Origin of the sequence: Spirosoma fluviale, assembly GCF_900230225.1 — a bacterium.
In the GTDB taxonomy this organism is placed as follows: domain Bacteria; phylum Bacteroidota; class Bacteroidia; order Cytophagales; family Spirosomataceae; genus Spirosoma; species Spirosoma fluviale.
The window spans coordinates 101952-127200 of the sequence record NZ_OCNH01000007.1; the positions used below are offsets into that span (position 1 = coordinate 101952).

Below are 25249 nucleotides of genomic sequence, written 5' to 3' on the forward strand. Positions count from 1 at the left end.
GGACAAACACCCTTACCTAGCTAAGCACGAACTCGTGCCGTACATAAAGCAGGTGATAGATTGGTATAATCAACTATTATCGCAATATTGTGCAAAGATAATTAACCTATTTATCCGATGGCGTACGACTTTCAGGTGGGCATCATTGGTGCAGGATTCGCCGGGCTGGTAGCGGCTCTGCGCCTGAAAAAGCAGCATAAAGAATCTTTTGTGATCTTTGAGCGGGCCGCCGATGTTGGCGGCACCTGGCGGGATAACGTTTACCCGGGCTGCGCCTGTGATGTGGCCTCGCCCCTGTATTCGTTTGCCGACGAACCGAATCCCAACTGGGCTAATCTGTACTCCAGCCAGCCTGCCATTCTGGAGTACATGAAATTGGTGGTTGAGCGAAACGACCTTCGGAAACATATTCGATTCAATTCGGACATTGTGAAGGCTCAGTTCATGTCCGATAAAGGATGCTGGCAACTCACCAATGCACAGGGTACAACCACCACCGTCAACGTTTTACTGGCCGCACTCGGTCCGTTGAACCGCCCGAATATCCCCGACTTTCCGGGGCTTGCTTCGTTTCAGGGTCAGGTGATCCATTCGGCACGCTGGGATACAACCTGCGACCTGACGGGTAAACACGTAGCCGTTATTGGCACCGGAGCCAGCGCCATTCAACTCGTGCCAGCCATTGCCCCAATGGTGAAGTCGCTAACGGTTTTTCAGCGCACTCCTGCCTGGATTAGCCATAGGCTGGATCGAACCGTGTCGGAAGCTGCCCGTCAACGGTTCAGTCGGTTTCCGTTATTGATGAAGGTACAGCGTGAATCAATTTACTGGCTCAATGAGTTTGTAGGGATGGGGTTCACTGGCAGCCAATGGCTTAATGGCCTTATGAAACACATTTCTCTGAAAAAGCTGGCCGATGAGGTAAAAGACCCTGAAACCCGAAAAAAACTGACCCCAAACTATACCATTGGCTGCAAACGAATCCTGAAGTCCGACGACTTTTACCCCACCTTCAACCGCTCCAACGTTCATCTGGTAACGGACCCAATCGACACGTTTGTACAAACAGGCATTAAAACCATCGATGGGCAGGAACACGCCCTCGATGTGGTTATTCTGGGTACGGGATTCAAGGTGGCCGACCTGAATTTTTACACGGAGTTTATGGGTAAAGCGGGTACTCGTTTACAGGATGTCTGGAAGAAAACGGGTGGAGAAGCATTCAAGGGCGTTACAACGGCCAACTTCCCCAATCTGGCCTTCATTTTAGGCCCCAATACCGGATTGGGTCATAACTCCGTCATTCACATCATGGAATCGCAGATGAATTACATCATGCAGTACATCAATCAGATTGAGCAGTTGGGCGGGGCCGGGTATCTGGATGTAAAAGAATCCGTTCAGCAGGACTATAACCAACGCCTGCAACAGCAGTTTAATGGCACCGTTTGGGCATCGGGCTGCCAGAGCTGGTACATGAATGAGGCCGGTAAAAATACAACCCTATATCCGCGCCTGAACACCCATTTCCGTCGGCTCACAAAGCGGTTCTCCATAGCCGATTACCAGGTTAACAGTTGAAAAATCAACATCGTATGCGGCTTATTTTCATACCCGGCTTTGGGGAGGGTCCCACTATTTTCGAGCATATAGCTCCTTCACTTCCCGGCAATAAACTCTTTATCAATAATCTGGATTTGCTGGGCGTCGACTACTCCCCCACACGCACGGTTACACAATACGCCGAACAACTGATTGAACACCACAACATAAACAGGCAGGATGTACTGATTGGTCATTCGATGGGGGGTTGGGTAGCTTATGCCATCAAACAGCTGACGGGCTGTGCCATTGTTCAGATTGCCTCCTGGACAGATCCCGAAAAAGTCCGGTCACCGGTCAAAGATCTGGTTGTTCTGGAGTGGCTGGTCCGAAAAAACCTGTATTTAAATGGCACCACCAAAAAATTGATCCTTTGGCTGGGTTACCGGGACAAACCCTCGGCTCAGGTCATGAACGACGTTTTTCAAAATCTGATCAATAGCCCCAAAGGTTACATTATGAATCAATTGGGAATTATCCTTAACCCGGCTAACCCACAAACCCCGGCGCAACCGGACCTGCGTATTCATGCCCGAAACGATTCAATTGTTGGGTTCCCGGATCAACAAACTCAGTTCGTACCCGGTGATCATTTCAGCCTGGTTACCCATCCTGGGGACGTTTCGGCCTTGCTGAACGACTTTCTAAAAGCGGCTTACACAAACGAATAAACACGTTGTAGAAAGCCAACAATACGATAAACGAAGCCGTCCGGGTATTGATCTACTCAGACGGCTTTTTGATGTTCAACGAGTACATTATTAAAATTACCCTAATTTTTTTATCAGATATGCTGATCATATGCCTACCAAATCTATATATTTGTTTTCATATATTAAATTACGAATACCTATAGTATAAATTTATAAAATATAGTAAATGAGAAAATCTTTAGCTGGTCGGATATATTTTGGGGCAGCCCTTACTTTTATAACGGTACCGGTCATTATCATACTTTACTTCAGCGCCTTCCGAAGGCATGATGCATTACTGATACAATCAACTGAATCGGAGAAGATTACTGAACTGGTTTTCAGGCTGCAACTGGCGCTGGCCGATATAAACGGTACGGTAAAGAGCCCCCATGCGCCATCAGTTAAACCCCAGTTGAATCCACTCGCCATAGCCACTGTTGATCGGCTACTCAGCGACCTGGATAATCTGCTCAGTGCTGACCAGCGCCAATCGAATCGAATACGTCGGATCGACGAAGCAACAACTGCTTACCTGGCTGGTGACGCGGGTAAGCTGAATGTCCTGCGCACCGAATTGACCGAACTCAGGCAGGAAATTCGGCAAAGCTTACTGCTACGCCAACAAAAAGAGCTGGATACCGACTACGTTGAAGAGTGTGCCATGTGGGTGGCCGTTTTGGTAGCGGTAGTCAACATCACGATTTTAATACTGGTCATTTTTGACGAGTTCAGAAAACGCCGACGGGCTGAGCGTGAGCTCAAAGCCAACCTGGCCACCATGCAAGCTTTTAATCAGGAAAGTGAAGAACAGAACTGGCAACTCTCCGGCATTTCGGCAATAAGCCATAGTTTACAGGATCAGGACACTTCGCAGGGTATGGCCAAACGGATCATTGACACTCTGGCCGATCATCTGGACTTACCCGCTGCCGCCCTATACCTGTATAATTCAGATGAAAAGCTCCTCGAACGGGCGGCCGCTGTTGGGTTGCCAGGTGCCGTATCAACTACATTTTCGCTGGGCGAAGGACTGGTTGGACAGGCCGCCCAGGGGCAGAAAATTCTGACAATAAATGAGGTGCCTACCAACTACTGGATGCTTCAGTCGGGTAGCGGACAGGCACAGCCGGGGCAGTTGGTACTGGTACCGTTATGGTATCGAAAAGATAAAGAACTGATTGGCGTTCTGGAACTGGCGTCTTTCCGAATCCTTGAGCCAGCCGTCATGAAACTGCTCAAACGCCTGATGGAGCCGCTGGCCGTAGCCATTAACTCCTCGCAAACGCACGAACAGGTGCGCGCTCTTCTGCAACAGGTTCAGCAGCAAAACGAACTGGTTGCCGAACAGCAGGAAGAACTCCGCCAGTCCAATGATTCTCTGCTCCGCCATGCCGAGAGCCTGCAGGCTTCGGAAGAAGAGTTACGGGTTCAGCAGGAAGAACTGCGGCAGATCAACGCTGAACTGATCGAGAAAAATGAAGTGGTAGAGATTGCCCGGCAATCGCTGGCCCTCAAAGCCAGAGAGCTGGAAGTGACCAGCCAATATAAATCGGCCTTTCTGGCCAACATGTCGCACGAATTACGGACGCCCCTGAACAGTGTCCTGATTCTGGCCAAATTACTGGCCGACAACAAACCGGAGAACCTCACACCCAAACAAATTGAGTACGCAACCATCATCCATAAGTCCGGCAATGATTTGTTGACCCTCATTAACGACATTCTGGATTTGGCCAAGATCGAGGCCGGTCACATTACTGTTTTGCGGGAGCCGGTACCCGTTAAAAGTATAGTTCGGGATCTCACGCAGCTTTTTACGGTTGTCGCCGAAGAGAAAAAGGTACGATTTATCACCGACCTGCATGAATCCGTACCGGCAGAGATCGTGACCGACCGGCTTCGGGTGGAGCAAATTCTCAAAAACCTGCTGTCTAACGCGTTTAAGTTTACCCCGCGCGACGGACGGATTACCCTGACGTTTTCCATTGAAACGAGTTTCCCGAAAATTACGCGCCAGGAGCTACGGCAGGAAAAATCGCTGTTGGCCATATCCGTATCCGATACGGGTATTGGCATTCCACCCGACAAACAGCAACTTATTTTTGAAGCTTTTCAGCAGGTAGATGGCTCCACAAGCCGTAAGTACGGCGGCACCGGCCTCGGGCTGTCCATCAGTCGCGAATTGATTAAACGACTGGGTGGCGAAATTACCCTTCACAGCGAAGAGGGCAAAGGAAGCACCTTCACCTTATGGCTTCCGCTATCGTTTTCTCCTACTGATCAACCAGAATCTACTCCGGTTAAAAAGGGCAACACAACTCGATTCAGCACTCCGGTTCCGGCTTCGCTTCCTGTGCCGCAGGCAACCGTGACCGACGACCGCGACACGATTCAGAAAGGCGATAGGCTGATGCTCATCATTGAGGATGATGCCCGCTTTGCCAGTATTGTTCGGGATTTTGCCCGTACCAAAGGCTATAAAACGCTGGTGGCGCTTCAGGGCGACGAGGGGCTTGCCTACGCCCGTCGGTATGAGCCAACGGCCATTATTCTGGATTTGCAATTACCGGCCCTCGACGGCATCAGCGTATTGAAATTACTCAAGGATGATAAAAAACTAAGTTCAATTCCGGTGCATGTAATGTCGGCGAGTGACGAACAACAGCTTGTGCTGCCGGGGGCGCTGGCGTATTTGCAGAAGCCGCTGACCAAACAGGATCTGGAAGATGCGTTCAACCGAATTGGTGACTGCATTACCGAACAGATAAAAAACATTCTTGTTCTGTCTGGCGACTATCTGCCTAATAACTCACTGACTAAACTAATTGGAGAACGGCACTTCGATATCAACTGCGATTATGCCGTACTCAATGACGAAGCTCTGCAAAAAGTCCATGCCCGAACTTATGACTGCATCATTGCCGACATCGGTAAAGACCTCGAACTGGGTATTCAGAAGCTACGTCAACTACAAGCCGCTATGGCGGGCGATCAGACACCGGTTATTATTTATCTGGATAAAGAATTGTCTTCATCCGATGAATTACAATTAAAGAGACTATCTGATACGGTTGTTCATGACTCCGCCCAAGCGAAAGACCGGCTGATGGACCAACTCGAATTGTTCCTTTACAATGTTCAGCAGGAATCCCGTACCGAGATGACACCAACGCCCGCCATTCCCCTCCTGCCAACCAATGTCAACTGGCAGGGTAAAACCGTATTGCTGGTTGACGACGACATGCGGAATGTCTTTTCGATCAGTACGCTGCTGGAAGAGAATAAATTGACCGTCATCACTGCCAGTGATGGACAGGAAGCCATTGATACCCTAATTAGCCAATCGCCGATCGATCTGGTACTGATGGATATCATGATGCCCATCATGGATGGCTACGAAGCGACCCGAAAAATCAGAGCGGAGAAGCAGTTTGCAAAATTGCCAATCATAGCCCTGACCGCCAAAGCCATGCCCGGCGACCGCGAGAAATGCCTTGAAGCGGGCGCGTCGGACTACATCACCAAACCACTGGACGTTAAGCAGTTGCTTTCTGTCATGCATACCTGGATGCCTTCCTGATCATGAACCTGGATTACGAATTGAGTACCTCTGAACTGGAAGAAATTCTAACCCTTATCAAGCTGGTACACGGGTATGACTTTACGAATTACGCGCAAACGTCGCTCAAACGTCGGGTCGTTCGCTGCATGGGGCTATCCCATATCCGAACCGCTTCGCAACTTCGATTTCAGTTGGCGAATGATTCCACTTTTTTTGCCTGGTTCCTGCAGTCAATTATGGTCAACGTCACCGAAATGTTTCGGGACCCTCCTTTTTACCAAAACATCCGCGAGAAAGTCCTGCCCATACTGGCTTCCTACCCGATCATCAAAATCTGGCATGCGGGCTGCTCTACGGGCGAAGAAGTGTACTCAATGGCCATCCTGCTTAAAGAAGCCAATCTGCTGGAGCGATGCCGACTTTACGCTACAGACCTTAACCCGGCTAATCTGGAAAATGCCCGGCAGGGTCTGGTTCCGGTACAACACCTCGACGAGTATGCCGAAAGCTACCGGCAGGCCGGTGGACAGCGCGATTTTTCGGACTACTACACCCGGCAGGGCAACCACATACAAATGCACAAAACGCTTCGGGATTCCATCCTGTTTGCCCAGCATAATCTGGTTACCGACCGCGTTTTCAACGAGTTTCAGTTGGTTTGCTGCCGTAATGTATTGATCTACTTTAATAAAGAACTGCAAAATCATGTCGTCCGGCTTTTTCATGATAGCCTTGCTTCGCTTGGTTTCTTAGCCATTGGTCCGAAGGAATCACTCTTGTTTACGGATTTACGCGACCAGTTTGCGCCCATCACTACTGACACGAAAATATTTCGCCGTATACGATAAACCGACTTTTAAGCCAGCCACTCAGGCAGTGCAGTCGACCTAAAAATAACAGCATTACCCCCGTAACGTACTCTTTTCAACCAATCATGAAACCTACACTCAGTACTAATCCCAGCCCGTTTACCATACTACTGGTAGACGATCGGGACGAAAACCTGCTTGTTCTCGAAGAACTTCTGGAAAATGGAAACAGGCAGTTCATCAAAGCAACCTCCGGCAACGAAGCCCTTAAGTATGCGCTAAAAAATGATCAGATCGGGCTTATCATGCTGGATGTACAGATGCCTGAAATGGACGGCTTCGAGGTAGCCCAATTCCTCAAAGCCAACCCTAAAACCCGCGACATAGCTATCATTTTCGTTACGGCAATTAATAAGGAAGAACAATATGTCCTGAAAGGATTTGAAGAAGGAGCCGTCGATTATTTGTCGAAGCCGCTGGATAGTAATGTTACCAGGGCCAAGGTCAATGTCTTTGAACAATTGTGGCGCTCACAACAGGCATTAAAGAAATCGGCTACAGATCTGGCGACCATCAATAAGCAGTTGGAGAAGTTTGTCTATATGGTGGCTCATGACCTCAAATCACCATTAACCGGTCTGATAACCCTGCTCCATCTGGTCGAGAATATGAATGAAAGTCGGCCTATTGAACAGGCTGAACTCGCCAATTATCTGAGTTACCTGAAAGAAGCGGGGTACCATCAGTCAACAATGATCAGCAACATTCTGGAGTACTCACGTCAGAGTATTGACCAACAGGCATCCGAATGGGTAGATGTGGCTCAGCTTCTATCCCAGACAACCAAGTTACTGTTCCCACCCAAACACATTCAGGTTAATGTTGCTGAGCCAATGCCGGTAATTTATACTAAAAAGATAAAGTTGCAGCAAGTATTCCAGAACCTGCTCAGCAACGCCATAAAGTACAATAACAAAGCCCTGGGAGCGATAGAAATCGGTTATACAGATCAGGAAAACTTTTTTGAATTCTATGTTCGGGATAATGGACCTGGCATGACGATCGACCAGCAGGCAAAACTTTTCACCCTGTTCCGCCCAGTTGGTCATTCGCAGCACGAAAGCAGTACGGGTGTAGGGCTCAACACCCTCAAGATGCTTGTTGAAGAACAGGGAGGAGCCTTACGGGTAAACACCTCACCGGGAGAAGGCTGTACTGTATTCTTTAGCTGGAGAAAATAGTACTAACGAACTTACATACATGCAGTTGCTTAAGCTTACTATCGAAAATAAATACAATTATCTTAACCCATGATGACCGTTAGATAAACTAATTATTTACCATATAATCAAATCGCATATATTTAGTTATCATTTTTTTCATAGAGAATCGACTTTTCGACGACAACCAAGCCTAAATGGAAAACAGGTATCAAATATTACACGTAGACGACGACATATACATACGGAAGATTGTACAGTTGGCATTGAGTAAAGAATTTAAGCTCAGTTCCTGTACGAACGGCATGGAAGCGATGACATGGCTCGAAGATGGCAACCTACCTGACGTAATAATCACCGATTTACTGATGCCGCAGTTGAATGGTCAGCAGTTAATCAAGTTGATCAGGAAGAATTCGGCCTTCGAAAACGTACCCATTATTGTCTTATCGAGCCTGGAAGATGGGGCAACAAAAACCAGTTGCCTTGAGCAGGGAGCCAATGACTTTATCTCAAAACCGTTTAACCCTCGGGAAATAAAGGTAAAAATTAACGCTGCTCTCCACCGCTAATTCGCCTGTTTAGTCTCGGCGAACCAATGCCATCGTATTTATAGCCCCCCCAACTTGTAAAGCAGCAAACTGTTTTTCAGCGCTTTACTACAGCCTGATTATGCTACACTATTTACTCTTCTTGTGTCTGGGCATACTTGCTTACACGTATGCAGGATACGGAATCCTGATTACAGTGCTGGCTAAAATCAGAAGTTTACTTAAACCTGCCCGTTCAGTTATAGACGGGAATACGTATACCCCTCAGGTAACTCTACTCATAAGAGCTCACAATAAAATGACCTGTCTGCCGGCTAAACTTCAGAATTTGTATTCACTGAATTACCCCGCCGACAAACTTAGCTTTTTGTTCATGACAGAAGGGTCTACAGATGGGTCTACAGACTGGCTGGAATCATTACGTGATGATGGCGCTCAGCAGATTATGGTACAAGGCGGATCGAAGCAAGGGGGTAACATACCGTCTGTGAATCGCGCGATGAAGTACGTTACTTCACCGATCGTTATTTTCTGCGATGCCACCACCCAACTAAATAGTCTGGCTATCCGTAATCTGGCCCGTCACTTTCAGGATGAACGCATCGGGGCCGCTGTGGGGGAGAAACGCATTGGCAACTACCTCCACGAACCTGCCGGAGTCTGGGGAGAGCGTTTGTACGGGACATATGAGTCGTATTTAAACCGACAGGATGCGCAGTTTCACACGGTCGTTGGCGCAACGAGTGGATTGTTGGCCATACGAACGGCCCTGTATGAACCCGTTCAGGCGGACACACTCCTGGACGATTTTTTAATCTCAATGAGAATAGCCGGAAAAGGGTACCGTGTTACCTACGAGCCCGATGCTTACACGCTGGAACGGCCTCCGTTCTCAATAGAAGAAGAGCAGAAACGGACAGTTAGCATAGCTACGGGTAGATTTCAGTCCGTAATTCGCTTACGTCACTTAGTTAACATAGCTTGCTACGGCTGGCTTTCCTTTCAATTCATTTCGCGCCGAGTGCTATGCTGGGCAGTAGCCCCCTTTTGTTTACCAATCATCTGGCTCATCAATCTCGTACTGATTTTCCCGGGTAAGTCACAAACGTCTTTGCCTTTGTTTTGGGTTATATCTTTTGTAATTCAGTGTGTATTCTATGGTCTTGCGTATACAGGGTATCGGTTACAACAAAAAGGCCGCCGAATTAAAGCTTTACAGCTTCCGCTCTACATCACATTCATAAACGTTTGCGCTATTCAGGGCTTCGTTCATTTTTGGCGTGATAAAACATCCGGTATCTGGAAAAAGACCCGTCGCTCCAACGATATAGAACTGCAAACGAGTTAATGTTTGGTAATTAGTTATTAGTTAATGGTTATTGGATGAATTTCTGATAACCATTAACTAATAACTAATCACCTACTTAAAGGCAGGAATACCGGTGATTTCAGCGCCTAGTATAAGCAATTGAATGTCGTGGGTACCCTCGTAAGTACTTACTGATTCGAGGTTCATCAAGTGACGCATAATTGGGTATTCTCCCGAAATACCTATAGCACCCAGAATTTGGCGGGCTTCCCGCGCCACGCGTAGCGCCATTTCCACATTATTGCGCTTGGCCATGGAGATTTGGGCAACGGTGGCTCTATCTTCATTTTTAAGCACACCAAGGCGCCAGCAGAGTAACTGCCCCTGGGTGATATCGGTCAGCATTTCGGCCAGTTTTTTCTGAACCAGCTGAAAACTGGCAATTGGCTTACCAAACTGAATTCGTTCCAATGCATACCGGCGGGCCACTTCGTAGCATTCCATGGCAGCTCCCAATGCGCCCCAACTAATTCCGTAGCGAGCTTGCTCCAGGCACTTGAGCGCACTTTTCAATCCAAACGAATCGGGCAGTAGGTTTTCCTTCGGGACTTGTACATCCTGAAAAATTAACTCCCCCGTTGTGCTGGCCCGTAACGACCATTTGTTTTTTATTTCGGCGGTAGAAAAGCCCTCGGTGCCCCGCTCCACGATCAGAGCACGCACTTTTCCCTGGTCATTTCTGGCCCAGACGATGGCAATATCAGCGATGTTGGCGTTCGTAATCCAGAGTTTCGAGCCATTGAGCAGGTAGTAATCGCTCCGCTCGATAAAGTTGCTTTCCATACCGCCGGGGTCCGATCCGTGGTTAGCTTCGGTAAGGCCAAAACAGCCAATCAACTCACCCGTGGCCAGGCGAGGAAGGTATTTCTGCCGCTGTGCTTCTGAGCCAAATGCCCAGATTGGGTACATGACCAAAGAATTCTGAACCGATACGCACGAGCGCATACCAGAATCACCCCGCTCAATTTCCTGCGTCATAAGGCCGTACGAGATTTGATCCAGTCCTCCACCGCCATACTCGGTTGGGATGGTGGCACCAAACACGCCGATCTGGCCAAACTTAGGCACAATATGCCTCGGAAACTCAGCCCGCTGGGCATACTCCTCGGCGATTGGCGTGATCTCACGCTTAACAAAATTGCGTACAGCAGACCGAACCAGTTTATGTTCAGCCGTTAGCAGATCATCCAGACAATAGAAATCAGGCGACTCAAATGAGTCGACTTTATTCCGGGGCGAAATTAAGGAAGGGGATTGCATAGGGAGTTAACCAGAAAAAACAGGGCTTGTTACTAAAGTATATAATTTTTACAGACAATGTAAAATTGGTCTCATAAATCGCCGAAAGACTATACTAACAAAGATGCACTCTACCCAGGCGGGCTTGCAAAAAAGGGGACAAGCCACAGGAGATACCGACGAGGCACAAAAGAAGGGCGGATATGGTTAAGAAATTAAATTTGTCTGCTTTTATCCTACATGGCCAATTTAACGATCGACAGCCAGAAAGCCCGTACTTACGATGCCATTGTCATTGGCTCTGGTATTAGTGGCGGCTGGGCAGCAAAGGAACTTACCGAACACGGTCTGCATACGCTTTTACTGGAGCGGGGACGGGATGTGAAACACGTCACCGACTACCCTACGGCTACGCTTAATCCCTGGGAAATGGACCATCGGGGACAGGTGCCGCTCGCTATTCGACAGGAGTACTCCATCGCCAGTCGAAATTATGCCTTTCGTGAAGATACCCGGCATTTTTTCGCTAAAGACAGCGACCAGCCTTATATTCAGGAAAAGCCGTTCGACTGGATTCACGGCTATCAGGTGGGTGGCCGTTCGCTGCTCTGGGGACGACAAACCCAACGATGGAGCGATTTCGACTTTACGGGTCCCGCCCGCGATGGCTTTGCGGTTGACTGGCCCATTCGCTACGCCGATCTGGCCCCCTGGTATAGCCACGTAGAGAAGTTTGCGGGTATTTCGGGAAATAAAGACGGGCTGGCGACCTTACCGGACGGTGAATTCCTTGCTCCGCATGAAATGTCGTGCGTTGAAAAACATTTTAAAAAACAAGTAGCTGCCAAATACCCGGACCGGCACGTGATCATCGGCCGGGCGGCTCATCTGACAACTCCCAAAGACATTCATTTTCGGCAGGGGCGTGCCCAGTGCCAGCACCGGACGTTGTGCGAACGCGGCTGCCCCTATGGCGGCTATTACAGCAGTAATGCCTCCACCATTCCGTGGGCATTACAAACCGGAAAGCTCACGTTGCAGACCAACTCGGTAGTGCATTCGATTATTTTCGACGACAAAAAGACGTCTGGCGGAAAAGCCACAGGTGTGCGGGTCATCGATACGAACACCGGGCAACTGACGGAGTACTACGCTCGGATCATTTTCTTGAACGCATCGGCTCTGCATACGAACCTTATTTTGCTTAATTCGACCTCCAATCGCTTCCCGAATGGGTTGGGGAATGACAACGGACTGCTTGGTACGCACATGGCGTTCCACAGTTATCGGGGCCGTATGTCGGCCACCTACGAAGGACTGGACGAATTTACGACCGATGGGCGCCGACCAAACAGCAGCTATATTCCCCGGTTCAGGAACGTCTATAAGCAGGAAACCGACTTTCTGCGTGGGTATGCTTCTACCTTTCATGCGTCGAGAGAACCGATTCAAAACCAGGATGGCATCGGGGCAGTGCTAAAACAGCACTTACTCGACTCAACGCTGGGCGACTGGCATGTTGGCTCTGCCATGATGGCCGAAACCATTCCGAAAGCCGAAAGCACCGTGCGACTGGACCCGGTCCTGAAAGATAAGTTTGGTATCCCTCAACTCCGGGTGTCGGTTGGCTACGATGCCAATGACGAAAAGATTCTCAAGGACTATTTCGAGCAACTAACCGAGATGTTTACATTGGCTGGCTTCAAAAACATCCGCACGCAGGATACCGGCCGATTACCCGGCAGCGAGAACCACGAGATGGGAGGTGTTCGTATGGGCCGCGACTCTAAAACGTCACTGCTGAACCGCTGGAATCAGCTTCACCACTGCCCGAACGTCTTTGTTACCGACGGTGCCTGCATGACCTCAACCAGCACCCAAAACCCATCTCTGACCTACATGGCCCTCACCGCAAGGGCCGCCAACTATGCCCTTAAGCAAATGAAAGCGGGAGCGTTGTAAGTGGTTATTTATTGGTTAGTAGTGATTGGTTATTGTACCACAGTCAGCCTAATAACCAATAACTACTTACCAGCCACCAGCCAGATCGCCAATTCTTTGGCAGCCTGAAAGTTCTGAAATTTAGCGGGTATCCGGCGACCGTCGACATACTCATTATAGAGCCAGGGATCACCCACGGCAAAAACCCTTCCTTTGCCAACCGTCGCTACCCCTATGATCACGTCACCACCATCGGTCACAGCGGCTTTGGCGGGTGCTTTTATGGCCAGTGGAGCTAATTCTTTAATATACACCGTCCGGGTGGTTGGGAAAATAGTCTGCCCACTGGCGGGAATTGAGATTGTCCCCTGATCCCACTGTGTACCCTGTACCATATTCCGGTTTTTAGGCAGGAACTGCATCCCAAATCGGGCGGCCAGCTTATTGAAGTTTACGTGTTCACAGTTCGATGTGTCGTTGGCCATGAGCACCAGCGTACCACCCGCCTGTACCCAATCGGCAATGGCGTTGATATCCGTTTCGCTAACGTAATTGGGTTTCGCCGTCTCTTTCGGCGTGTCGGGGTCTACGATTATGTAAACATCCGCTCCTTTCAACGATGCAGCCGTTGGCGCTCCCGAAATGGTAGCCGTTTTGGCCCCTAAATTTCGGAAAATGGAACCCCACCAGTAAAAGCCCGAGTGCATCTGGTCTTCCCAGGTGTAATGGAAAAGTTCCTGTTCACCGTTTACTCCTTTCCGAAACTCGTGGTTAAAGTAGTTATCGACAGCAACGGTTTTGCCTTTGGCGATGCCCCGCTCAGCGGCTATCTCCATTTCCACGCTGGCCATAATGAACGGGCCAACGCCTTTTAAGTCATCCTGACGCAGCGGCTCACTCAGGTAGTATTCATAACTTCCATCGCGGTACGGGTTCCCACCGAGCCCGCTCACCAGTACCGTTTTCTCTAAATGAATCTGGCCCTGTGCATCGGTGGTGATAAAGTTTTTCAGTATCCCGGCATACCCTTTCTGGGCCGGTACCGCTAGTGATGCAGGCAGATACCCCATCCGAACACCCTTGGCCAGCGCATACACGAACATCGACGTTCCCGACGCTTCAATGTAATTTCCTTTGTCGCCAGGGCGATCAGTTACCTGATACCAGCAGCCCGACTTAGCGTCCTGGTATTTCACAATGGCAGGCATTACCCGCTGTAAAATAGCGACCAGCTCACCCCGGCGCGGGTGCGACTGCGGCACATAATCGAGCGCATCAACCAGCGCCATTACGTACCAGCCAATGGATCGACTCCAGAAGTTAGGCGATTTGCCCGTTTGTTTATTGGCCCATTTCTGCTCCCGGCTTTCGTCCCAGCCGTGATAGAGCAAGCCCGTTTTTTGGTCGCGGGCGTGGTTTTCCATCCACACAAACTGATTGACAATGTCGTCGAAGTTCTTTTCATCGCCGTACAGACGGGTATATTCGGCATAAAACGGCTCGGCCATGTACAGGCCATCGAGCCACATCTGATAAGGGTATCGCTTCTTATGCCAGAAACCGCCTTCGTTCGTACGCGGCTGCTGGGCGAGTTGTTTACGCAGAACGTCGGCCGCTTTGCGGTATTTCGCATTGCCGGGCAACGATTGTTGGGCAAGCAGGAGCAAAGCCCGGCCGGGTGTCACAAAGTCAATATTGTAGTCATCCATTTTGTAGGTTCGGATGTTGCCATCGGCGTTTACATACCGATCCATATTTTTCTGGATGTATTGAAAATACCGATCGTCGGCCGTGCGGTACCAGACTTGTTCAACGGCCTCCAGCAGCACCCCCATTTCATACTCCCAACGCGCGTCTTTACCTTCCTTGACGTAGGCAATGGAATCGGCGTTGTTGGTCATGATCGTGGCCACCATACGTTGTGACCAGGGTATATTGCTCCCGGATTTACTCGCCGTCGGCTGCGCCAGTGTACAATAGCTGACCGTCAGCAGACAACCTAAAAGACTCAACTTCATTGTGCTCGATGCTTGTTTCTACCTTAAATAGCGCAATTAAGAGAAATTCTACCCAAACATACAAAAAAGGGATTCACTCAAAAAAGCGGTCATGGGAGGTCTGTGGGAAGAACACTGTAGAAATCGAGGCAAAAGAACCCAAACCTTTTTATCCCTGTTACCTAACCGGATACTTGTATATCGTTTTGTGAACCTTATACGTTTAGTCAGTTTATTTGCCGATTAGCCGTGACAACGGCCCCTGCCGGTCTCTTCAACAATGATTCATCAACTTTCGCTTACATTACCTCCCGAGTTAGCCCTTGACGAACTTGCTTTCCGGGAGCAGGCATTAACGCACCTTTCCCTACCCGATTCGGCCGATGTAGTCGTGCGGAAACGTCGCCAGTCGATTGATGCCCGTAACCGGCAAGTTCGGGTGAAAGTCGATGCCGATGTTTATGCCGGTGAAACTCCTCCCCCACTTATTCAGTACCAAAAGCCGGAAACAGACGTTAGCCGGGCACCGCAGGCCATTGTGGTTGGTGCCGGACCGGCGGGCCTTTTTGCGGCCCTGCGTCTGATTGAGTTGGGCATAAAACCCATCGTGCTGGAACGTGGCAGCGATGTTCGCGCCCGCCGACGCGATTTGGCGGCCATCAACAAAGATCATGTTGTCAACCCTGAGTCGAACTATTGTTTTGGCGAGGGCGGAGCCGGAACCTATTCGGACGGTAAATTATATACCCGCTCCACCAAACGGGGCGACGTTCGCCGGATACTGGAAATTTTTGTGGCCCACGGCGCTACGGAGCAGATTCTGGTCGATGCCCACCCGCATATTGGCACCAACAAACTCCCCAACGTTGTAACGGACCTTCGGGAAAGCATTCTGAATGCCGGGGGTGAGGTTCGTTTCGATACAAAAGTAACAGACCTGATTCTGGCTGGTAATGAGCTGAAAGGCGTGGTGCTGGCCAATGGTGATTCCCTAACGGGCATTGGCGTCATCCTGGCTACGGGCCACTCCGCCCGTGATATTTTTTACCTGCTTCACAATCGAAATGTGCTGATCGAAGCCAAACCGTTTGCCATGGGCGTTCGTATTGAACACCAGCAGAGCCTGATCGACCAGTTCCAGTATCACAGACCAACACGGGGCGATTATTTACCGGCGGCTTCGTACAGTCTGGTCGCTCAAACACGTTTCAAAGGTGTTGAACGGGGCGTTTTCTCATTTTGTATGTGTCCCGGCGGGTTTATCGTTCCGGCCGCAACGGCACCGGGCGAGCTGGTAGTTAACGGCATGTCGCCCTCCCGTCGTGATTCGCAGTTTGCCAACTCCGGGTTGGTTGTTGCCATTGCCGACGAAGACCTGGCTCCGTATGCGGAGGAGGGTCCGCTGGCTGGATTAGCTTTACAGCAGGATCTCGAACGGTGGGCGTGCCAGATGGGCGACGGTCGGCAGACTGCTCCGGCCCAGCGCATTGCCGATTTTGTGGACGGACACGTATCGAACCAGCTCCTGCCTACCTCCTATCAGCCGGGGTTAGCTTCGGTCGATATGCGTGAAGTACTCCCCGACCACATTGCGCAACCCCTGCGGCAGGGACTGCGCGATTTTGGGCGCAAGATGCGCGGCTACCTGAGCAACGACGGCCAGGTAATTGGCGTTGAAAGCCGAACATCATCGCCCGTTCGTATTCCCCGCCACCGCGAAACCTGCGAGCATGTTCAGGTAAGCCGCCTGTTCCCCTGTGGTGAAGGAGCGGGGTATGCCGGGGGGATTGTTTCTGCTGCGATGGACGGAGAACGTTGCGCGGAAGAATTAGTAAAATTGTACAAAAAAGGGTTGTAGTGTCAAGTTTCTGAAAAGCGGATCAACTTTTCAAATTTCAGGTTGTTACAAGCATACACAAACTATTGACACGTAACTAATGAGCCGTTGATCCGTTACCTATAAACCCTGAACCGACTAATGATTGGCACCAGCTTCCATACCTTCTCCGAACATCTACACCAACGCTTACAAAAGCAGTTGCCTGGTGAAGCCGCCCATCAAAAAATGGCGTCGACAGCCCGGTATCGGCTCGGTATCAAACCGAACGAGCGAACACGTCGGAGTGCGGTGCTGATCTGTTTTTACCCCTATCAGAACTCTATTTACCTACCCCTGATTCTCAGGCCTCAGTATGACGGTGTTCATGCCGGTCAGATGGCTTTTCCGGGCGGACGTATGGAGCGTATTGATGAAAACCTCACCCGTACGGCCTTGCGCGAAGCCCAGGAAGAGGTGGGCATCCGGGTGTCTGACGTGAAAGTACTGGGGCTGCTGACCGAGTTGTACATTCCACCCAGTAACTTCTATGTACAACCCGTAGTGGGCGTACTCCCCTACCGACCCGATTTTTATCCGGACCCGCGCGAAGTGGAAGCGGTTGTAGAAGTAGATCTGGACACCCTCCTGGACGAAACCATCGTTGGCGACAGCCAGATTGAAGTTCGGGGCGTAACGATCGATGCGCCTTTTTATCAAATTCAGGGGTACCGCGTTTGGGGTGCTACCGCTATGATGATTAGTGAACTGCTGATGGTCATCGATTCTTAGCGTAGACTCGTCATTAACATTTAAATTCTACCGAATAACTCTACTTAATTGATTCAGAGACAAAAGCTTATACCCGCCGGTCAACTATAAAAATTCGCTTCCCTGAGTACTTCCTGAACACCACGCTTGTCTTTACGAAGTTGGTAAAATCTACAGATAGACGCTTCATAACCAGTAAAAAAACCTACGAAACGATTAAAAACACCTAGTTATCGAGCTTAAAAAACTAAGGATTTATACGCATCGAATTGGGTTTACTGCCAAGTTAAAAGTTGGAATAATTCAAATAAAATCCATTCATATTCAATCCGCTACCGATTGTTATAGTCGTCATCCTTGATAGCTTTGTAGTTTAAGAACAAACACGGCTGTTTAGCCGTTTAATTGTAGGCCCTTCTGACTAAATTTTCCTGTGAAAAGATGGATTGCTATCGTTCTCGTCGTTTTGGTACTCGGCGGGATAATTGTGTACAATAAGGTATTACACCCGGCTCCTGGTGCGTCGGCAGGTGGGGGGGGTGGCAAAGGTGGACCAGACGCTAAAGGCGGGCCTGGTGGTAAAGGTGGACCCGGCGGACCGGGGGGCGGTGGACCAACGAATGTAAACGGTTACGTGGTTATATCCCAGAACCTGCGCGAAGATGTTGTTTCCAGTGGCTCGCTGCTACCCAACGAGCAGGTTGACATTTACCCCGAGATTTCAGCCCGTATCACCCAACTCAACATTCAGGAAGGTATGCCAGTAGCCAAAGGAGCATTACTAGTTAAGCTTTTTGACGCCGACTTACGGGCACAACTTCAAAAACTTCAGGCCCAGGCCGACAATGCCCGCCGTACCGAAGAACGGAACAAACAATTACTGGAACGGGGTGGTATCAGTCAGCAGGAATATGACATCGTAACAACAAACTTACGCTCATCCCTTGCCGACATCGAACTGGTGAAAGCGAACCTGCAACGAACGGAAATCAGGGCTCCTTTTTCGGGAGTTATTGGTCTTCGAAACGTAAGTGCCGGAGCCGTTGTGTCGCCCAATACGCTCATTGCCCGTCTGCAACAGATATCATCGCTTAAACTTGACTTTTCTATCCCCGAAAAATACGGCCCAGCCGTACACAATGGCAGCCAGATTTCGTTCCTGGTAGACGGAAGTGGTCAATCAAGTCAGGGCGTTGTATATGCCATTGAACCGGGCGTGGAAGAACAGACGCGTAACCTCCGCATCCGGGCGAGGGTCAACAATACGGGCGTTGAAAAAGGACAGCCCCGTTTTCGTCCGGGTACGTTTGCGCGGGTAACCTTAACGATTCAGAACGAACAGAGTCTGGTTGTTCCAACGCAGGCGATTATTCCGCAAACACGAACCAACCAGGTTATTCTGGTGAAGAATGGAAAAGCCCTGTTCAAGGATGTAAAGACCGGTTTGCGTACCGCCGGGACAATACAGATTTTATCCGGCTTGCAGAAAGGCGATACAGTAGCAACGACGGGTTTACTGTTTTTAAAGCCAGATTCACCCGTCAAGGTCAATAAGGTGATTACACTGCCAGCTACCGGTACAGAGCCGAAAGTAGCACTTAAATAAAAAGGCGTTTGCGGAGTATGGCCTGCCAAACCCGACCAAATAAACTCAATCAATCATGAGTCTTCCCGAGCTTAGTCTGAATCGACCGGTCTTTGCCATGGTGATGTCCATCGTCATCGTCCTTTTTGGCATTATCGGTTTCACCTTTCTGGGTGTTCGCGAATACCCGGCTATCGACCCGCCGGTTATTTCGGTACGGACAAACTATACCGGTGCCAACCCCGATATCATTGAATCGCAGATTACGGAACCCATCGAGAAATCGCTGAACAGTATCGAAGGGATTCGTACAATTTCATCGAACAGTGCGCTTGGTGCCAGTACCATTACCGTCGAGTTCAATCTGGATGCCAATCTGGAACAGGCCGCCAACGATGTACGCGATAAGGTAGCCCAGGCCCAACGGCAATTGCCGCAGGATATTGACGCACCACCGGTAGTAACAAAGGCCGATGCCAACTCCGATCCTATTATTTTTATGACTGTTCAGAGTACGACCCGCAATCCGACCCAGTTGTCGGATTATGCCGAAAACGTACTTCAGGAACGTCTGCAAACCATTCCGGGCGTTAGTCAGGCCAATATTTACGGCTTGAAGCGTCAGGCCATGCGTCTCTGGATCGACCCTATCAAACTATCGGCTTATCGGCTAACGTCTCAGGATATACAAGCAGCCCTGACCGCTCAGAATGTTGAGTTGCCCAGCGGTAAAGTATACGGCAACAACACGGAATTAACGGTAAAAGCTGTAGGTCGTCTGACAACCGAAGATGATTTCAACAACCTCATTCTTCGCCAAACGAGTAATCAAATTGTCCGTCTTAAAGATGTTGGCTATGCAACCATCGGAGCGGAGAACGAAGAAACTATCTCTAAACAGAATGGAGCGGTGGGCGTTATTCTTGCCCTCATTCCTCAGCCCGGTGCCAACTATGTGAGCATTGCCGATGAGTTTTATAAGCGCTTCGACCAGCTCAAGAAAGACTTACCCGAGGATATCATCGTGAGTATCGGCGTTGACCGGAGTACATTTATCCGGCGGGCCATTGAAGAAGTAGGCGAAACGCTGCTTATTTCGTTTGTACTGGTCGTACTGGTTATCTATTTCTTCTTCCGCGACTGGCTCATTGCGTTCCGGCCATTGATTGATATTCCGGTGTCGCTTATCGGCGCCTTTTTCATCATGTACATAGCCGATTTCAGTATCAACGTATTAACACTCCTCGGTATCGTTCTGGCAACGGGACTTGTGGTCGACGACGGTATTGTGGTTACGGAGAATATCTTCAAGAAGATTGAGCAGGGCATGGACACCAAGGAAGCTGCCCGCGAAGGCTCCAATGAAATTTTCTTTGCTGTTATTGCTACCAGTGTTACACTGGCTATTGTATTCCTGCCTATTATATTCCTGGAGGGTTTTGTGGGTCGCCTATTCCGTGAGTTCGGTATTGTTGTTGCGGGTGCCGTGTTGATTTCGGCCTTCGTTTCGCTGACGCTGACGCCGGTACTGAGTGTAAAACTCACCAGCAAAAACCACGGCCGGTCCTGGTTCTACCGCAAAACGGAGCCCTTCTTCGAATGGCTGGATACCTCCTACCGATCGTCATTGAACAGCTTCCTAAAAAAACGGGGCTGGGCGTTTGTGATGATTGGTGCCTGTCTGCTACTTATCTTCGGACTTGGCTCCATGCTCAAATCGGAACTGGCTCCCCTCGAAGATCGTAGCCGAACCCGCCTGGTTATCACTTCGCCCGAAGGAACAAGCTATGAGGCTCAGGCATCCTTAACAGACCGGGTCATGCAATTTGTACTGGATTCTATCCCCGAAACCAAATTAGCCTTTAGCGTGGTTGCACCGGGCTTTTCGGGAGCGGGTGCGGTGAACTCTTCGTTCGTAATGGAGAACCTGGTAGAACCCGGTAATCGTGAACGGTCTCAGCAGGAAATTGTTGATTTCATTAACAAAAACCTCAAAAAGTTCAACGAAGCCCGGATGTTTGCTACCCAGGACCAGACCATTCAGGTGGGTCGGGGCGGTGGATTACCCGTTCAGTTCGTTATTCAGAACCTGAACTTCGAGAAGCTCCGCGAGAAACTGCCAACGTTTATGGACGAGGTAGCCAAAGACCCTACCTTCCAGAACTCCGATGTGGATCTGAAGTTCAACAAGCCGGAGTTGAACATCAGTATCGACCGCGAGAAAGCCACGAACCTGGGCATTTCGGTACAGGATGTTGCCCAAACGCTCCAGCTTGCCCTTAGCAACCGGCGTCTGGCGTACTTCCTTATGAACGGAAAGCAGTATCAGGTAATTGGTCAGGTAGACCGCGCCGACCGGGATGCACCCGTTGACTTAGCCTCCTTTTATGTTCGCTCCAACCAGGGACAACTGATTCAGTTAGACAACCTGGTTAAGTTTCAGGAGGTGAGCAGCCCGCCCCAGGTATATCACTACAATCGATTTAAATCGGCAACGGTATCCGCAGGTCTGGCACCGGGCAAAACGGTTGGCGATGGCGTGGAAGCCATGCGGGCCATTGCAGCTCGTACCCTCGACGAAAGCTTCCAGACGGCCCTTTCCGGCCCTTCCCGCGACTATGCCGAGAGTTCATCCAACACGCTGTTTGCCTTCGGTCTGGCTCTGATTCTGGTTTATCTGGTTCTGGCGGCACAGTTCGACTCGTTTGTCGATCCGCTCATTATCATGATTACCGTACCACTGGCCCTTGCCGGTGCGGTGTTCTCGCTCTGGATGTTTAACCAGACGTTGAATATCTTCAGCCAGATTGGCATTATCATGCTGGTTGGTCTGGTTACGAAGAACGGTATCCTGATTGTTGAATTTGCCAATGAACAGCGACTAACGGGTAAGAATAAGTTCGAGGCCGCTGCAGAATCGGCTGCGTTGCGCCTTCGTCCTATCTTGATGACCACACTCGTAGCGGCCTTTGGTGCGTTGCCACTGGCTCTTGCGCTGGGTTCTGCTTCAAAAAGCCGGGTACCACTGGGTATCGTTATTGTGGGCGGGCTGATGTTCTCGCTCATTCTGACGCTGTATGTGGTGCCGGTTATTTACACCTACATGTCTCGCCGGAAAGACGTTCAGCCAGAAGTTGATCCCAAGTCGGAAGACAAAGAAAAACCCAAAGAACTGGAAATACACGCTTAATAACCGGTCGTCTGAATTTTACGTACCGAAGGGCATCCGATTAGCCGGATGCCCTTCTTTTTTTCCCTACCCTGCCTTACCAAACTTACGGTATCGAGCGTTGAATTAACAGCCTGGTTAAATTTTTTATCTTATCAAAAATGGTGGCTTATAAGCTGTAGTACCGACCGTCCCGGTCGGGTGAGAAGCGATTAGATACACGCCCAACCGGAACGGTCGGTACTACAGCTTATAAGCCACTTTTCATTCAACATATAGTAGAAAAGTTTAAACAGGTTCACAATAAAGGATGGTAGTCATTGTAATTAAAAAGTGAACCGGCTTTCTAAACAAACTTTGCCGATAGCAATGGTTTACTGATTAAAAAGTTAGCCTTTTCTGCTTACTACACAATGGAGTCTGTCATAATCTAAAAACTGAACTCTTCTCCTGAAACAAACACGCATGAAACGTTCTCTTTTACTTTGTTTGCTTTTTACAGCGCAGATCACCTTCGCCCAAACAGCCATTGATGTTGACAAAGAATTTGCCTTTGCCGCAAAGCAGTATGCGCTCATGCTGAAAAGTCACCCCGATACAACCCGGTTTCCCCAGTCGACCAAACCGGATGGATCACCGGACGACCGTAAGTCGGATTGGTGGTGCAGTGGTTTCTTTGGGGGTTCACTCTGGCACATCTACGAACGGACCAAAGACCCGATGTGGAAAGACGCGGCTAACAAATGGACAATGGCCGTGGCAAAAGAGCAATACAATACGGGTACGCACGACCTGGGCTTTATGCTGTACTGCCCTTTTGGCAACGGCTATCGGCTTACTAAAAACGAAGCCTATCCGCCTATTCTACTAACCGGTGCCAAGTCGTTGTCAACGCGTTTTGATCCAAAGCGGGGCGTAATCAAATCCTGGAACAAATTTCAGACTTACGATTATCCGGTTATCATTGATAACATGATGAATCTGGAATTCCTTTTCTGGGCCGCTAAACGATCGGGCAACAAAGACTTTTATAACCTCTCGGTCACTCATGCGGACAATACCATAAAGAACCACTACCGGCCCGACTACAGCAGTTACCACCTTGTTTGTTACAATCCCGATGGATCGGTTGCGGCTAAGAAAACCGCACAGGGGTATGCCGATAACTCGGCCTGGGCCAGAGGTCAGGCATGGGGACTGTATGGTTTTACGGTCATGTACCGCGAAACGAAAGACAAGAAATACTTGGAACAGGCTCGGCACATTGCCGACTTCTATTTAAATCACCCCAATCTGCCAGCCGATAAGGTGCCGTATTGGGATTTCAACGCTCCCAATATTCCAAACGAGGAGCGCGATGCTTCGGCAGCCGCTATTACCTCGGCGGCTCTGTTCGAACTCTGCACCTATGGCGGCCCATCGGCCAAAACCTATTACCAATTGGCGGTAAAAATGCTGGAGAGTCTTTCAAGCCCGGCTTATAAAGCTAATCTGGGCGAAAACAACAACTTCATCCTGAAACACAGTGTAGGCCATAAACCTGCCAAAAGTGAAGTGGACACGCCCATTATTTACGCAGACTATTATTACCTGGAAGCGCTGCTACGTTACGATGCACTGCGCAAAAAGAATTCATTCCGGTCATAAAACCAGGGATTATAAAAAAGGGGGCTGGTTCTACAACCAGCCCCCTTTTTTATAATCCTTCTTTAGAAGCGGTTCATGCCGTTAGGCCAAGGTTCTGATTTGGGCATTGAGTTAATTCGCTTTGGCCACAAAGCGCTAGCTCACACAGCTTCTTACCCTTTGGATAGTCATGTCATCGTTGGTTACGTTGCCTTCAGATGACGGGCAAAAACCGTTTTGGTATGTTCCCACATAGCCTCCGATAAAACATGGCCTTTACCGGCTTCAATAAAGGAGGTAAAGTTTTGGGACGCTCCGGCCTGTTGGTAGACTTTTTCAATTCGGGTCAACCCACGGCGGACGGAGTCAATGGGCGAACCACCGTCCTCCTCACCAAAGTTCAGATGCAGGGCTCTGGGGGCAATGAGAGCAGCAATGTCAGGTGTATCACCATATTGCGACCAACCCGGAACGAAATTGGGGAAGCAGTGAAGCAAATGTGCTTCTTCGATGGCTTCGTAGGTTGGCAGGCAGCAATTCCCGACCACGCATTTCAGTCGGGTATCGAGCGGAGCCGCCAGCCAGGCATGGGTTGAGCCCATCGAATGCCCATAGCACCCGATTCTGGAAGGGATCACCTCCGGTCGGCCAGCCAGGTAATCGATAGCCCGATGCATTTCCAGTACATTTTGCCAGGCCATACTTCGACCCCGTACGACCTGATACAAAAAAGCAAAGCGTTCGTAGTCTCCGCCTTTGAGCTTTCCGGTTGGGTCCTGCCGTTCTTCGAAGCAGAGCGCATCGGGGCACAGAACTACGTATCCCTCCCGCACCAGCGCTACAGCGGTATGGTGCATCGGATTCCCGGCCAGTCCTGCCGGTTCCGACTTGCCAAGGTGGTACTCCCCATTGTGCTGATGCCAGACGGCGATTCCCGGAGCCGGACGGGTAGCCGTTACATGATCCGGCACGAGGATTAAAGCCGGAACCCGATCGCCCGGTCCAACCTGATACGTGATTGACTCTATCCGATAGCCATCTTTTTGCGTGGTTTCCCGGAGGTTCGGCTGCAAGGGCACAGGCGACGGAAACGGCCCACCCAAACAGGTTTGATAGTGCTTGAGGAGCGTTTGTGGCGGCACTGATGCGGCCTCGGCGGATGTATTCATGTTGGCGGTTCCGGCTGCCAGCCCAGCCGTGGCTGTTAATGCACTCAGGCTACCAACGAGGTGCGCCTTCAGGAAATCTCGTCGGTTAGACGTTTGTTCTGACGAAAAAAGACCATCTTCCATTCCTA

At 49.8% G+C, this 25249-nt stretch carries 16 protein-coding genes; 13 read left to right on the forward strand and 3 right to left on the reverse strand.

Features of this window, described 5'->3' with window-relative positions; all coding sequences use genetic code 11:
• Positions 1-117 precede the first annotated feature (117 nt).
• The 7 genes from CRO74_RS27060 (at position 118) to CRO74_RS27090 (ending at position 9787) form a co-directional block, all read left to right on the forward strand.
• Positions 118-1581: a flavin-containing monooxygenase gene (locus CRO74_RS27060; RefSeq protein ID WP_097130711.1), complete on the forward strand. Its 1464-nt coding sequence runs from the start codon at positions 118-120 to the stop codon at positions 1579-1581.
• Between the two features lie 14 nt (positions 1582-1595).
• Positions 1596-2273 (forward strand): alpha/beta fold hydrolase, encoded by a 678-nt coding sequence (locus tag CRO74_RS27065; protein ID WP_097130712.1) that lies wholly within the window; start codon positions 1596-1598, stop codon positions 2271-2273.
• 208 nt (positions 2274-2481) lie between these two features.
• Positions 2482-5877, forward strand: a complete 3396-nt coding sequence (locus tag CRO74_RS27070; RefSeq protein WP_097130714.1) for a GAF domain-containing hybrid sensor histidine kinase/response regulator — start codon at positions 2482-2484, stop codon at positions 5875-5877.
• Positions 5878-5879: 2 nt separating this feature from the next.
• A complete protein-coding gene (locus CRO74_RS27075) occupies positions 5880-6707 on the forward strand; it encodes a CheR family methyltransferase (protein ID WP_097130716.1) in 828 nt (275 codons plus the stop codon).
• 86 nt (positions 6708-6793) lie between these two features.
• Positions 6794-7909: a hybrid sensor histidine kinase/response regulator gene (locus CRO74_RS27080; RefSeq protein WP_097130718.1), complete on the forward strand. Its 1116-nt coding sequence runs from the start codon at positions 6794-6796 to the stop codon at positions 7907-7909.
• Positions 7910-8085: 176 nt separating this feature from the next.
• Positions 8086-8460, forward strand: a complete 375-nt coding sequence (locus tag CRO74_RS27085) for a response regulator (RefSeq protein WP_097130720.1) — start codon at positions 8086-8088, stop codon at positions 8458-8460.
• A gap of 100 nt (positions 8461-8560) precedes the next feature.
• Positions 8561-9787: a glycosyltransferase gene (locus tag CRO74_RS27090; protein ID WP_097130722.1), complete on the forward strand. Its 1227-nt coding sequence runs from the start codon at positions 8561-8563 to the stop codon at positions 9785-9787.
• Between the two features lie 72 nt (positions 9788-9859).
• On the opposite strand, the gene CRO74_RS27095 is transcribed toward CRO74_RS27090, so the two are convergent.
• Positions 9860-11068 (reverse strand): acyl-CoA dehydrogenase family protein, encoded by a 1209-nt coding sequence (locus CRO74_RS27095; RefSeq protein WP_097130724.1) that lies wholly within the window; start codon positions 11066-11068, stop codon positions 9860-9862.
• Positions 11069-11287: 219 nt separating this feature from the next.
• Here CRO74_RS27095 and CRO74_RS27100 point away from each other — a divergent pair, with 219 nt between their 5' ends.
• Complete coding sequence (locus tag CRO74_RS27100; protein WP_097130725.1) at positions 11288-13009, forward strand: GMC oxidoreductase; 1722 nt, start codon at positions 11288-11290, stop codon at positions 13007-13009.
• A 62-nt stretch (positions 13010-13071) separates the two neighbouring features.
• Here the strand turns inward: CRO74_RS27100 and CRO74_RS27105 are convergent, their stop codons facing one another.
• Positions 13072-15006: a DUF4350 domain-containing protein gene (locus tag CRO74_RS27105; RefSeq protein WP_097130727.1), complete on the reverse strand. Its 1935-nt coding sequence runs from the start codon at positions 15004-15006 to the stop codon at positions 13072-13074.
• A 259-nt stretch (positions 15007-15265) separates the two neighbouring features.
• Here CRO74_RS27105 and CRO74_RS27110 point away from each other — a divergent pair, with 259 nt between their 5' ends.
• The 5 genes from CRO74_RS27110 to CRO74_RS27130 all read left to right on the forward strand — a co-directional run bounded on the left by CRO74_RS27110 (position 15266) and on the right by CRO74_RS27130 (position 23973).
• The gene (locus CRO74_RS27110) at positions 15266-16843 is read left to right on the forward strand and encodes an NAD(P)/FAD-dependent oxidoreductase (RefSeq protein WP_097130729.1); all 1578 of its coding nucleotides are present in this window, start codon (positions 15266-15268) and stop codon (positions 16841-16843) included.
• A gap of 120 nt (positions 16844-16963) precedes the next feature.
• Positions 16964-17593: an NUDIX hydrolase gene (locus CRO74_RS27115; protein WP_097130731.1), complete on the forward strand. Its 630-nt coding sequence runs from the start codon at positions 16964-16966 to the stop codon at positions 17591-17593.
• 412 nt (positions 17594-18005) lie between these two features.
• Positions 18006-19178: an efflux RND transporter periplasmic adaptor subunit gene (locus CRO74_RS27120; protein WP_097130732.1), complete on the forward strand. Its 1173-nt coding sequence runs from the start codon at positions 18006-18008 to the stop codon at positions 19176-19178.
• A gap of 55 nt (positions 19179-19233) precedes the next feature.
• Positions 19234-22347 (forward strand): efflux RND transporter permease subunit, encoded by a 3114-nt coding sequence (locus CRO74_RS27125; protein ID WP_097130734.1) that lies wholly within the window; start codon positions 19234-19236, stop codon positions 22345-22347.
• 444 nt (positions 22348-22791) lie between these two features.
• Positions 22792-23973: a glycoside hydrolase family 88 protein gene (locus tag CRO74_RS27130; RefSeq protein WP_097130736.1), complete on the forward strand. Its 1182-nt coding sequence runs from the start codon at positions 22792-22794 to the stop codon at positions 23971-23973.
• A gap of 182 nt (positions 23974-24155) precedes the next feature.
• Here the strand turns inward: CRO74_RS27130 and CRO74_RS27135 are convergent, their stop codons facing one another.
• Positions 24156-25244, reverse strand: coding sequence for a dienelactone hydrolase family protein (locus CRO74_RS27135; protein ID WP_097130738.1), 1089 nt, complete (start codon positions 25242-25244; stop codon positions 24156-24158).
• Positions 25245-25249: the final 5 nt, after the last annotated feature.

Excerpts from the sequence above, each read along its gene's own strand:
- CRO74_RS27060 (WP_097130711.1), top strand. The coding sequence starts at position 118 with ATGGCGTACGACTTTCAGGTGGGCATCATTGGTGCAGGATTCGCCGGG.
- CRO74_RS27065 (WP_097130712.1), top strand. The coding sequence starts at position 1,596 with ATGCGGCTTATTTTCATACCCGGCTTTGGGGAGGGTCCCACTATTTTC.
- CRO74_RS27070 (WP_097130714.1), top strand. The coding sequence starts at position 2,482 with ATGAGAAAATCTTTAGCTGGTCGGATATATTTTGGGGCAGCCCTTACT.
- CRO74_RS27075 (WP_097130716.1), top strand. The coding sequence starts at position 5,880 with ATGAACCTGGATTACGAATTGAGTACCTCTGAACTGGAAGAAATTCTA.
- CRO74_RS27080 (WP_097130718.1), top strand. The coding sequence starts at position 6,794 with ATGAAACCTACACTCAGTACTAATCCCAGCCCGTTTACCATACTACTG.
- CRO74_RS27085 (WP_097130720.1), top strand. The coding sequence starts at position 8,086 with ATGGAAAACAGGTATCAAATATTACACGTAGACGACGACATATACATA.
- CRO74_RS27090 (WP_097130722.1), top strand. The coding sequence starts at position 8,561 with ATGCTACACTATTTACTCTTCTTGTGTCTGGGCATACTTGCTTACACG.
- CRO74_RS27095 (WP_097130724.1), bottom strand. The coding sequence starts at position 11,068 with ATGCAATCCCCTTCCTTAATTTCGCCCCGGAATAAAGTCGACTCATTT.
- CRO74_RS27100 (WP_097130725.1), top strand. The coding sequence starts at position 11,288 with ATGGCCAATTTAACGATCGACAGCCAGAAAGCCCGTACTTACGATGCC.
- CRO74_RS27105 (WP_097130727.1), bottom strand. The coding sequence starts at position 15,006 with ATGAAGTTGAGTCTTTTAGGTTGTCTGCTGACGGTCAGCTATTGTACA.
- CRO74_RS27110 (WP_097130729.1), top strand. The coding sequence starts at position 15,266 with ATGATTCATCAACTTTCGCTTACATTACCTCCCGAGTTAGCCCTTGAC.
- CRO74_RS27115 (WP_097130731.1), top strand. The coding sequence starts at position 16,964 with ATGATTGGCACCAGCTTCCATACCTTCTCCGAACATCTACACCAACGC.
- CRO74_RS27125 (WP_097130734.1), top strand. The coding sequence starts at position 19,234 with ATGAGTCTTCCCGAGCTTAGTCTGAATCGACCGGTCTTTGCCATGGTG.
- CRO74_RS27130 (WP_097130736.1), top strand. The coding sequence starts at position 22,792 with ATGAAACGTTCTCTTTTACTTTGTTTGCTTTTTACAGCGCAGATCACC.
- CRO74_RS27135 (WP_097130738.1), bottom strand. The coding sequence starts at position 25,244 with ATGGAAGATGGTCTTTTTTCGTCAGAACAAACGTCTAACCGACGAGAT.